Raw genomic sequence first — 11,718 nt, forward strand, 5'->3', positions numbered from 1 at the left:
TCCTTTATTTCTATTAAATAAACGATTATTATTAGTATAAATAGGGATGTTTATAGCCTCAAACATAATAAATCAAATAATGTAATGTCAGCTTTTTTAAGGAGTTCATATGCTATTGAACCGTAGACAGTTCTTTAAGATCTGTGCTGGTGGTATGGCAGGAACAACGGTAGCTACACTCGGATTAGCGCCAACTGTAGCACTCGCACAAACTCGCCAATATAAATTAATCAAATCAAAAGAAACGCGTAATAATTGTACCTACTGTTCGGTTGGATGTGGAATGTTACTCTACAGCCGTGGAGATGGCGCCAAAAATGCCGAATCGTCTATTTTTCATATCGAAGGCGATCCTGATCACCCTGTTAGTCGTGGTTCACTGTGCCCAAAAGGTGCCGGTGTCCTTGATTATATTAAAAGTGAGCAACGGGTTAAATATCCGGAATATCGCGCACCGGGCTCAGATAAATGGCAACGTATTAGTTGGGATGAAGCCATTGATCGCATTGCGCGTTTGATGAAAGCTGACCGAGATAAAAATTTTATCGAAAAAAATGAGAAAGGTACAACGGTTAATCGCTGGACAACTACCGGTTGGCTTGTCACATCGGCAGCAAGCAATGAAACGGGTTGGTTAGCTTTTAAAGTGGCGCGTGCGTTAGGCATGTTAAGCCTTGAAACCCAAGCAAGGGTTTGTCATGGTCCTTCTGTATCAAGCCTAGCGGCCACTTTTGGACGCGGCGCAATGACAAATAACTGGAATGATATCAAAAACGCAAATGTCGTTATTGTCATGGGGGGAAATGCAGCTGAAGCCCATCCAGTTGGATTTAAATGGGCTATTGAAGCCAAAATTACTAACGGAGCAGAACTGATCGCCATCGATCCGCGTTTTCATCGAACGGCTTCTGTTGCTGACCATTATGTCCCAATTCGTTCAGGAACAGATATCACATTTTTACTGGGTGTGATTAATTATTTAATTACCCATAACGAAGTCAACTTTGAATATTTGGTAACCCACAGTAATGCAAGTTTACTCGTACGCGATGATTTCAATTTTGATACCAATACCGGTTTATTTAGTGGTTATGATTCATCTAACCGCCAATACGATCAAACAACATGGGCCTATCAAAAAGATGAAAATGGTTATGCCCTCAGGGATAAAACACTGAGTCATCCTCGTTGTGTTTGGAACCTATTAAAACAACATGTTAGTCGTTATACACCTGAAATGGTCAATAAAGTAACCGGCAGTCCTATTGACAATTTTTTACATGTTTGCCGATCTTTAGCCAGTACTAAAACTAATGATAGAGCTGCGACGTTCTTATATGCTTTAGGGTGGACTCAGCATACTTATGGTTCACAAATTATCCGCACTGCAGCTATGATACAACTTATTTTAGGTAATATTGGTGTAATGGGCGGCGGAATTAACGCCTTACGTGGTCACTCCAATATTCAAGGTTTAACTGATGTCGGTTTATTATCTAACCGTTTACCTGCTTATCTTGATTTACCAAAAGAATCACAAATCACGCTCGCACAATATTTAGAAGAAAAAACACCCAAACCGCTTGGTCCGAGCGAAGTTAACTTTTGGGGCAATTATCCAAAATTCTTTGTCAGTTTTATGAAGTCAATGTACGGCGATAAATCAACAAAAGAGAACGATTGGGGTTTTGATTGGTTGCCTAAGTGGGACAAAACGTATGATGTTTTAAGATTTAGTAAGATGATGCGTGATAAACAAGCTAATGGCTTTATTTGTCAAGGGTTTAATCCACTTGCAGCGCTACCTGATAAAAACAGTATCCGTGAAGGTTTATCCAATCTAAAATTTTTGGTAAGCATTGATCCAATGCCAACAGAGACAGCCGAATTTTGGAAAAACCACGGTGAATCTAATGATGTCGATCCAAGTAAAATCCAAACAGAAGTTTTTAGATTACCATCAAACTGCTTTGCAGAAGAAAATGGCACCATTGTAAACTCTTCTCGATGGTTACAATGGCATTGGGCAGCGGCAAGACCACCTTATGAAGCAATATATGATCCAGAAATTATTGCACGTATCTTCTTAAGAATAAAAGAGCTATATGCCGAAGAAGGTGGTGCGTACCATGAAGCTATCGATAATTTAACTTGGGATTATCAAGACCCTGAAGGTCCAGCTGCCGAAGAGTTATCCAAGGAGTGTAATGGTCGAGCATTAGCAGATTTAACCGATGCTAATGGCAATGTCATACTTAAAAAAGGCCAGTTATTAAGCGGTTTTTCCCAATTAAAAGCCGACGGAACTACGTCTTCAGGTATTTGGATCTTTTGTGGTTCCTGGACAGAACAAGGTAACCAAATGGCAAGACGCGATCCTAGCGATCCATCAGGTAAAGGCGTTCATGCTGGTTGGGCTTGGGCGTGGCCAATGAATCGACGAGTCTTGTATAACCGCGCATCAGCAGATGAAAATGGTAAACCTTACGATCCTAAACGCGTTTTAGTCAAATGGAATGGCTCAAGTTGGGTAGGAAACGATGTACCTGACTTTACCGCAACCTTATCACCAAGTACTGGTGCGGGTGCTTTTATCATGAATAATGATGGTTTAGGTGGACTATTTTGCTTAAATCGACTAGTTGATGGACCATTCCCTGAACATTATGAACCATTTGAAACACCTATTACGACCAATCCTCTGCACCCAAGTCAAATTAGTAGTCCTGTGGCTCGTGCATTTAAAGAGGATTTAGCGCGATTAGGTAATGCTGAACAATTTCCTTATGTGGGTACGACTTATAGTATTACCGAACATTTTCATTTTTGGACTCAGCATGCAAGACTAGCATCAATTACTCAACCTGAACAATTTATAGAGCTGAGTGAAAATCTAGCCAATAAAAAAGGTATTAAACTTGGCGATACCGTAAAAGTCACTTCATACCGAGGCTATATTAAGGCTAAAGCGGTTGTGACTAAGCGCCTTCCAACATTGACTGTTGATGGTAAAGAAATCGAAACCATTGGAATTCCGATCGTTTGGGGATTCACAGGTCAGACTAAGAAAGGATTTTTAGTGAATGAATTAACGCCACATTTAGGTGACGCTAATTCACAAACTCCAGAATATAAATCATTCTTAGTCAATATCGAGAAAGTTACCACTGCGGCATAAAAGGAGGGAAAATTATGTCATTACAAACTCAAGATATTATTCGCCGCTCTGCAACAAATGCATTAACTCCGGCTCCACGAGCTCGAGATTATCAACAAGAAGTGGCTAAATTAATTGATGTAACTACGTGTATTGGTTGCAAAGCATGTCAAGTCGCTTGTAGCGAATGGAATGATTTGCGAGCCGAAATTGGTCATACTGTCGGAGTATATGATAATCCAGCAGATTTAGAACCTAAAGCATGGACGGTAATGCGCTATTCAGAAGTTGAAGTCAATGGTAAATTTGAATGGCTTATTCGTAAAGATGGTTGTATGCACTGTGCCGATCCTGGTTGTTTAAAAGCTTGCCCATCTGAAGGTGCAATCATACAGTATGCGAATGGAATTGTTGATTTTCAATCAGAGCATTGTATTGGTTGTGGTTACTGTGTGGCGGGTTGTCCATTTAATATTCCTCGGGTCAGTAAAGAAGATAATCATTCTTACAAATGCACTTTATGTGTCGATCGCGTAGCGGTTGGTCAAGAACCCGCTTGTGTTAAAACCTGCCCAACTGGCGCTATCCATTTTGGTACAAAGCAAGATATGATTCGCCATGCAGAACATCGAATCGAAGATTTGAAAAAACGCGGTTTTGAACACGCAGGTCTTTATGATCCTCAAGGTGTAGGGGGAACTCATGTTATGTACGTCTTACATCATGCTGATCAACCTGAGCTATACCATGGTTTACCAAAAGATCCACATATTAGCGAAGTTGTTAAATTCTGGAAAGGTGCATGGAAGCCACTTTCAGCTGCTGCGTTTGTTGCAACATTTGGAGGTTTATTGTTCCATTATATGGGTGTTGGCGCAATTGAAGTGGATGAAGAAGACATTGAACATGAAAAACAGGCTGATGCACAAGCCCGAAAACGACTAGGTTTGCCAGCTTTTTCACGAAAAAATACAGCAAATTCATCACAACAGGAGAGCCATCATGAATAAGAAAGGCATGATACTTAGAACACCACTTATTGTTCGCTTCTGTCACTGGTGTATGGTATGTCTGTTTATTTTAACTGCACTATCTGGACTGTCATTATTTTTTCCTTCAATAAAATTATTTGGATTAGTGCTTGGTACCCCGCAATTAGTTAGGGCATTACACCCAATTATTGGCTGTATTGTGTTTGTCCTTTTAATGTTTATGTTTGTAAAACTGGCTCACCATAATATTCCTAATAAGAATGATCTTATCTGGATAAAAAACTTCAAAAAAGTGATTATGGGTAAAGAAGAAGGTATTCCTATTGGCAAATATAATGTGGGTCAAAAGTTTCTATTTTGGTGCATTATGAGTTTAATTTTTGTGTTATTTGTGACAGGAATGATCATGTGGCGCCGATATGTTTCTGATTACTTTCCAATACCAATTGTTCGTTTAGCTATCTTTTTCCACTCTTTTGCGGCAATTTGTTTAATCTTACTTGCTATTGGTCATGCTTATATGGCAATTTGGGTTAAAGGTTCGATTAAAGGAATGATAACAGGCTACGTTTCACGTGCTTGGGCACGAAAAAATCATTCATCTTGGTATGAAGCAGAAATGTCAAAAATATACCAAGAAGAACTTAAAACAAGTACCGAAGCTAAAGAAGCTCAATCGACTAAAATAGAACAAAAGCCCGCTTAATAAAACTTTGTAGATTAAACGCCTAATCTCCGCTGATACTGATCAGCGGAATAAGCTAATTTGGCATTAAGATTTAGATAAAATAATAATTATGGTCATTAATAATGAGTATTAAAATCATCCCTCAGCAGCAACTTGAACAACAAACTATAAACTCTGTTATTAGGCAAATTCCATTATTATTTTATCCCTCACCTAAAACACTGTATATTCGTCGTGCAAAACGACTAAAAGAGTTAGCCGCAAAAAGCACATTCAGTGATTATCTTAACTTTTGTGCAGCAATAGCTGAGCAACAAGCTAATTTAGTTAAACACAATCCAATTAATATTGAGATTGTAAACATCAAAAACAGTGAATATCCGCCATTAAGTTTAGCCAATCTTCCTTTATCGACCTTTTGGCAAGATTATCTAAATCAGTTATTCACGCTAATGACTAACACAACCGAACAAGTTACTTCAGTTATACACCAGCTGAAACAAAATAGTACACAACAATTACAAGAAAAAGCACTTCATTTACTCAATGGTGAGTTTGAATGTGTAGCAGGGAATGAAGCAGTATTTATCTGGTCTGCTTTATCGGTTTATTACTGCCAACTTGCCAGCCAAGTTAAAGGTAAAGCGATAGCAGAAAGCACAGATAAAAATTGGCTATGTCCAGTCTGTAATAGTATGCCTGTTGCCAGTATTATCCAATTAGGTAGTAATAATGGTTTACGATATTTACATTGCAGTTTATGTGAAAGCGAATGGTATGTACCTAGAATAAAATGTACTAGCTGTGACAATATGAAAGATATTCAATACTTTTCATTAGATAATGAATTAGCTGCAACAAAAACGGAGTGTTGTGATGCTTGTCACAGTTACTTAAAAATTTTAGATCAAGATAAAGATCCTCACATTGAAATCGTTGCTGACGATATTGCTTCCTTAATATTAGATATTAAAACTGAAGAAGAAGGATATGCCAAAAGTGGGATAAACCCATTTATATTTGCCCAATAAAAAACCAAGTGTAAAAGCGTTATTCATTAAAGTTATCTAAGCTAGATTTCTAATATAACTTACATTTTTGAGGATTTTATAAATACAACTTAACTTTTTTTATTAATAACGCTAGAATGACACTATTGTACTAGTTGATGAGTGTATTTTATGAAGCGCTTTATTTTATTGATAATATTGTTTTTACTTACGCCTTTTTTTAGTTTTGCCGATTCGATAAAAAATGTAGCTATTACCGCGATAGTTGAACATCCCTCATTAGATCAAATTCGTGATGGTGTAAAAGATGAGTTAACTAATAGTGGCTTTAAATTAAATGAGAATTTAACTGTGCAATATAAAAGTGCACAGGGTAGCAGTGCAACAGCAGCTCAAATAGCACGGCAATTTGTCGCGGCAAAACCTGATGTGATTGTTGCTATTGCCACACCTAGTGCCCAAGCAACTGCGGCAGCGACTAAACAAATCCCAATCGTTTTTGCTGGCATTACCGATCCGATTGCAGCTAAATTAGTTAAAAATTGGCAGCCTACAGGTACCAATATTACCGGTGTTTCTGATTACCAAGAAATTGGACCACAAATTGATTTTATGAAGAAGATCGTTCCTAACATGAAGTCAGTTGGTTATATTTATAGCCCAAGTGAAATTAACTCAACTGTTGTATTAAAAAATCTTCAAACACAGCTAGCCGCACAAAATATGATACTTTTTGCAGTTCCCGCACAGCGAACAGCAGATATTTCAACAGCCGCAAATACGTTAAAAGGTAAAGTTGATTTAATCTATACAACTACCGATAACAATGTCGTTTCAGCCTATGAGTCGTTAGTTAAATTTGCGAATGAAAATAAAATTCCACTTTTAGCATCATTTCCTGATGCCATAGAGCGAGGAGCCGTCGCCGCTTATGGTATGAGTTATTACGATGTTGGTCGACAATCGGGAAAACTTGTGGTTAGAATATTAAAGGGCGAAAAACCAGGTAACATTGCTCCCGAAATAGGGCAAGCATTACAGTTAGTGATTAACCTTGATGCGGCTAAAAAACAAGGCATTACGTTACCAACCGACGTTATCCAATCTGCTTATAAAGTTATTGGGCAATAGCTAATTCCTACAATAAATTTCTTCACAATATTGCTCACTATAGTGAGCAATAATCATGCAAAAACTCATTGATATTCAATATAGAATGTAACATATATAATTAATCATCATCTATAGATAATAACTAAGATTAGAGAAAATAATTAAGTTTTGCACTTAACTTGTAATGAAATATTTACACTCATAACTATTTTTCAGTGTAGATATTTATTCAGTTTTGCTTTATAGTAACTGAATATTCAGTTTGGTTGTAAAAAAAATATTACAGGAGTACTCATATGCGTAATTCTATTATAAAAATTTGTATGCTACTCGGTTTATCGGCAGTCGCTTTTTTATCTTCGGCAGAGCCACAAAATGAACAAAAATACGTTGCTATCACTGCAATTGTTGAACACCCAGCATTAGACAATGTTCGTAAAGGGGTTGAAGATGAATTAAAAGAGAGTGGTTATATTGCAGGTAAAAACTTGAAATTACAATTTGCCAGCGCACAAGGTAGTAGTGCTAATGCTGCCCAAATTGCTAAACAGTTTGCTGCAAGTAAACCCGATGCTATTGTCGCAATTGCCACACCTAGCTCGCAAGCGTTAGTTGCAACAACGAAAACGATTCCGATTGTTTTCACAGCAGTTACCGATCCTGTCGCTGCAAAATTAACGCCAAGTTGGGAAGCGTCAAAAACAAATGTCACAGGTGTATCTGACGCGCTATCATTAGATTCTCAAATAGAAATGATGTTAAAGATTAAACCTGATGCAAAAAATATTGGTTACGTTTATAGCCCAAGTGAAGTGAACTCAACAATTGTTCTTAAAGCATTGCAAGTGGCTTTAGATAAACGCGGAATGAAAATTATTGCCGCCCCAGCCCAGCGGACTTCTGATATCTCAACTGCAGCTAGAAGCTTAAAGGGTAAAGTTGATATGATTTATACAACAACCGATAATAATGTTGTTTCCGCTTATGAAGCTTTAGCCAAAGTTGCTAATGAAAGTAAAATTCCTTTATTGGCATCCGATCCCGATTCTGCTGAGCGAGGCGCGATTGCCGCTTTGGGTATGAGTTATTACGATCTAGGTCGACAAGCTGGTAAAATTGTCATTCGTATACTCAATGGAGAAAAACCAGGTGATATTCCACCTCAAATTGGTAATGTTACCCAATTAACAATTAATAAAAAAGCTGCAGAACGCCAAGGCGTGACATTATCTGAAGATGTATTAAAATCTGCAGCAAAAGTTGTCGAAAAATAATTTTTTACTCTTTCAACACCTAACCGCCAACTTTGGCGGTTACTTTTAATGGATCGTTTTCATGTCTTTTGAATTTTTATTAGGCTCAATTGGAATTGGACTTATTTATGCACTGGTTAGTTTAGGTGTATTTATCTCATTCCGTTTACTTGATTTTCCTGATCTTACTGCCGATGCCAGTTTTCCACTTGGCGGTGCTGTTTGTGGATTATGTATCTATATCGGTATCGATCCTTGGATAGCTACGTTATTAGGTATGTTTGCTGGTTGTATTGCAGGTGCAATGACAGGCATACTGTATGTCAAACTCAATATATTACAGTTACTTTCTAGTATTATTGTTATGATTGGACTTTACTCGATCAATTTACGAATTTTAGGTATTGGACCTTATATCATGGGTGAAACACCTAAAATGGCTGGTTCGCCTAACCTCTCTTTATTGGATGCTAGAACAATATTTTCGCCTTTCATTACCGAAGATTACAGTAATCAATATATCGTCCAACCATTAATGGTATTAGGATTTGTCATTGTGTTTTGGATAATACTAAATTTATTTTTAAACACACAGATGGGGTTAGCATTACGAGCAACCGGAACAAATCAAAGAATGGCCAAATCTCAAGGTATTCCGACAGGAGGGATAACTATTTTAGGCATGGCTATATCAAATGGTCTAATTGCACTTGGTGGATCGTTGTTTGTGCAAACTCAAGGGGGTTCTGATATCACCATTGGTGTGGGAACAATTGTTATTGGACTTGCTTCTATTATCATTGGTGAAAGTATATTTCCAACTAAACGCATTTGGGCTGTCATGCTTGCGGTTATTTTTGGTTCTATTTTGTATCGATTATTTATTGCCTTTGCCCTAAGTAACGAATTTTTACAAAATATAGGTGTAGGTACAGAAGATTTAAATCTTATTACTGCAATATTAGTTGTGCTTGCTTTAGTTCTACCTAAACAGCTAAAAAAGCATTCAAAGAAAAGAGGAAGTAAACATGATTAAAGTTGGAGAATTGCAATTAACTTTTAATCAGGGTACGCCGATTGAAAATCATGTATTACGCGGATTAAATCTTAATATTAGTGAGGGAGAATTTGTTACTATTATAGGAAGTAATGGTGCGGGAAAAAGCTCACTACTTAATGTAATTAGTGGCGATTTATTTGTTGACTCAGGTAGTATTATTATAAATGGACAAGATGTTACGCGTTGGCCAGCATGGAAAAGAGCGGGTATGGTTGCTAGAGTATTTCAAGATCCGATGGTAGGGACTTGTGAGAATTTAACTATCGAAGAAAATCTCGCTATTGCCTACAACCGTGGACATCGTTTTACCCTATCACCAGCGCTAAACCGTAAACTACGTATCTTATTTAAAGACAAATTAGCTACTTTAAATTTAGGGCTTGAAAATCGATTATCCGATATGATGGGTTTGCTATCTGGTGGACAGCGACAGGCAGTGAGTTTATTAATGTCAACATTACAACCTTCAAAAGTATTATTACTTGATGAACATACTGCTGCACTCGATCCTAAAACAGCACAATTTGTTTTAGAACTAACTAATGATATTGTTTCTAAAAACCGTTTAACAACAATAATGGTAACACACTCAATGAAACAAGCTTTAGAATATGGTAATAGAACAGTGATGCTTCATCAAGGGCAGGTGGTACTTGATGTCTCAGGAGAACAACGAGATAAACTAACCGTTACTGATTTATTAGATATGTTTGAAAAAACACGAGGCGAAAAAGTCACTGACGATGCCCTACTTTTAGGTTAATAATTATGATAAGCAATATTTTTAATTAAAATATTGCTTTCTTTACTCAAAAGAATCCGTCTATACGCGTTTAGTATCTTATTTTTTCCTATCACATTTTCTCCAAACATCGTATAGTATGAACACAAATTACTTGTTTATATTCATCAATAATAAGTAAAAACAGCTATTTTATTAAGGAGAAAATATGAAAAAAACACTATTATCTTTAGCACTTATCACATTAACCTCAACTGCTTTTGCCAACGAACCGATCAAATCAGCAGAAAATACAGCAGCTGAAGCAAATCAAAATACTAAAACATTCCACGGTAAAAACCACTTACCATTAAATCACCAAAAACCGTTGTTGGATATTACAATTACTAGCAATAATCCAGAAGAAACCATCAAAAAAATTACAACATTTTTTCCTGAAGAAAAAGGAAAACAATATAGTGTGCATGTTTCTATTAGTGAGTTGCCTGAATTGAATGATAATACTCAAAAACCACAAACAGAACAAACTCCGGAAACCAACACCCAAGAAAATAATGCACAAAATTAATGATTATTGAATTAAAAAGCCCAATATTAATTGGGCTTTTTTAGCTGTGTTTAAAACACGTAGATAATTTTTCACGGACTATCATTAGCGCAAACCCTAATAAATTTTTGCCACACCACGTTAATGGATTATCAATATTCAGTGCATCTTGGGATAAACCGATTCCCCATATGTTATCAACTGGACTCGCTTCAACTAAAATACGTTGTTGAGTAGCTAGTAAAAAATTAGCTAATTGTTGATTTTGCGAAAATTTGGCTAAGTTACCTTTAATAACGATAGATAAACACTGCTCTTCCCATATTTAAGGTATAAATCCTGTTATTTGACGGCCAAGCGCCTTAGCCAAACCAGGATTATTTGCATTTAGGATATCTTGTAACATCTTTTGATCGTTAAATAATCTCGCTTTTTCTGCCATCATATAATGCTCAGCCGTTGCATAATCAATACCGTCAATGTTGAAATGGCTTGGATACCATTGACTAAAACAGGACTTGGTAATAATGGATGCGGGTTCCTTCTGTTTATGGCTCCAAAAATATAGATATTTGAAACGCTCTCCATTGCTATAACGTTGACATAATTGGTAAATATCCATAGTGCGTTCCTTTGTTCTAGATTAACATATTATAATAATTATGTTTTATAGTAACAATTAAACACATGAATTAGCTTGCTAATATTACCGCTTATAAATATTGAGTGAATCATAACCGCATAGAAAATAAAGCATAAATTAACATTAAATAAATCAAGAAGTATAACTCGATAATAAATACCTAGATTAATTGAGATATGACTAAACAAGTTGAATAAAAAATGAAAATTAAAATAGATAACTTAATTTTTGATTAGCAAAAACAGAGGAAATTGAGATCTTCTTATTTTATAAAAATAATAAATAATATAGTGCTTAGTAAATCAATATCTAGCTACATTTAAAACGGGGTAATAATTTCAAAATCATCGACCCTCTGTGTCATTTATCATCTACATTTTAACCATAAAAAGCAAAAAAACCCAGCATCTCTGCTGGGCTCTCGCGCTAATTTAAAAGTCTGGCGGCACCCTACTCTCACATGGGTAATACCCACACTACCATCGGCACTACGGCGTTTCACTTCTGAGTTCG

The 11,718-nt window shown here is 36.5% G+C and carries 9 protein-coding genes and 1 pseudogene; 9 read left to right on the top strand and 1 reads right to left on the bottom strand.

Going from position 1 to position 11,718, the window contains the following annotated elements; genetic code table 11:
* Window positions 1-109: 109 nt before the first annotated feature.
* The 9 genes from fdnG to J3U57_RS09815 all read left to right on the top strand — a co-directional run bounded on the left by fdnG (window position 110) and on the right by J3U57_RS09815 (window position 10,583).
* Window positions 110-3,178, top strand: a complete 3,069-nt coding sequence (fdnG, locus tag J3U57_RS09775; RefSeq protein WP_267344519.1) for a formate dehydrogenase-N subunit alpha — start codon at window positions 110-112, stop codon at window positions 3,176-3,178.
* A 14-nt stretch (window positions 3,179-3,192) separates the two neighbouring features.
* Entirely contained in the window at window positions 3,193-4,167 is a 975-nt protein-coding gene (gene fdxH / locus J3U57_RS09780) for a formate dehydrogenase subunit beta (protein ID WP_323849464.1), read from the top strand.
* Window positions 4,160-4,855, top strand: coding sequence for a formate dehydrogenase subunit gamma (locus J3U57_RS09785; RefSeq protein WP_267334112.1), 696 nt, complete (start codon window positions 4,160-4,162; stop codon window positions 4,853-4,855). The genes fdxH and J3U57_RS09785 overlap by 8 nt, the downstream gene beginning before the upstream one ends.
* 104 nt (window positions 4,856-4,959) lie before the next feature.
* Window positions 4,960-5,868, top strand: a complete 909-nt coding sequence (gene fdhE, locus J3U57_RS09790; protein ID WP_267344517.1) for a formate dehydrogenase accessory protein FdhE — start codon at window positions 4,960-4,962, stop codon at window positions 5,866-5,868.
* A 150-nt stretch (window positions 5,869-6,018) separates the two neighbouring features.
* On the top strand, window positions 6,019-6,978 hold the full coding sequence (locus J3U57_RS09795) for an ABC transporter substrate-binding protein (protein WP_267334110.1): 960 nt from the start codon (window positions 6,019-6,021) through the stop codon (window positions 6,976-6,978).
* A gap of 278 nt (window positions 6,979-7,256) precedes the next feature.
* Window positions 7,257-8,234 (top strand): ABC transporter substrate-binding protein, encoded by a 978-nt coding sequence (locus J3U57_RS09800; protein ID WP_267334109.1) that lies wholly within the window; start codon window positions 7,257-7,259, stop codon window positions 8,232-8,234.
* Window positions 8,235-8,295: 61 nt separating this feature from the next.
* A complete protein-coding gene (locus tag J3U57_RS09805) occupies window positions 8,296-9,249 on the top strand; it encodes an ABC transporter permease (protein ID WP_267344516.1) in 954 nt (317 codons plus the stop codon).
* Complete coding sequence (locus tag J3U57_RS09810) at window positions 9,242-10,036, top strand: ABC transporter ATP-binding protein (RefSeq protein ID WP_267334107.1); 795 nt, start codon at window positions 9,242-9,244, stop codon at window positions 10,034-10,036. Before J3U57_RS09805 ends, J3U57_RS09810 begins: the two co-directional genes overlap by 8 nt.
* Before the next feature lie 187 nt (window positions 10,037-10,223).
* Complete coding sequence (locus J3U57_RS09815) at window positions 10,224-10,583, top strand: hypothetical protein (protein WP_267334106.1); 360 nt, start codon at window positions 10,224-10,226, stop codon at window positions 10,581-10,583.
* Window positions 10,584-10,623: 40 nt separating this feature from the next.
* On the opposite strand, the pseudogene J3U57_RS09820 reads toward J3U57_RS09815, so the two are convergent.
* Window positions 10,624-11,184 (bottom strand): annotated as a pseudogene (locus J3U57_RS09820) (NADAR family protein).
* Between the last annotated feature and the right edge of the window lie 534 nt (window positions 11,185-11,718).

Origin of the sequence: Gilliamella sp. B3464 (assembly GCF_026536145.1) — a bacterium.
GTDB lineage: Bacteria > Pseudomonadota > Gammaproteobacteria > Enterobacterales > Orbaceae > Gilliamella.